This is a genomic window from Flavobacterium sp. JLP (assembly GCF_015350755.1).
Classification (GTDB): domain Bacteria; phylum Bacteroidota; class Bacteroidia; order Flavobacteriales; family Flavobacteriaceae; genus Flavobacterium.
The window spans coordinates 1-341 of record NZ_JADKPS010000026.1 but is presented as its reverse complement, the minus strand read 5'-3'; the positions used below and the strand labels follow the sequence as shown (position 1 = coordinate 341).

The following is a 341-nucleotide window of genomic DNA, read 5'->3' as shown; positions in this document are numbered from 1 at the left end:
TTTGAAATCTCTTTCAAAACGGCTGTCAATTCAATATGTCTACGAACGTGTTTCAATTTTGTTCCGCCTGTGTCTCAAAGCGGGTGCAAAAGTAGAAAACTTATTTCTAACCGGCAAATGTTTTTTGAAGTTTTTTTTGAGAAATTTTCATTCCCCTTTCCTTCTCCTTGTCTGCCAGTCTGTCAATGAACTTTCCGTGTTTTGCGGGGTGCAAATGTAACATCTGTTTTCAAATCTCGCAAGCTTTTCTGAATCTTTTTTGAAAAATATTTTTTTCGTCTGATTCTCCTTTCCTGCCAGTATTTCAGTGAACGCCTGTCGCTGTTGCGGGTGCAAAAGTA

At 38.4% G+C, this 341-nt stretch carries 1 protein-coding gene; it reads left to right on the top strand.

Going from position 1 to position 341, the window contains the following annotated elements; all coding sequences use genetic code 11:
- The coding region (locus IRZ83_RS19575) for a hypothetical protein (protein ID WP_228520737.1) at nucleotides 1–220 on the top strand (220 nt) is incomplete at its 5' end.
- Nucleotides 221–341: the final 121 nt, after the last annotated feature.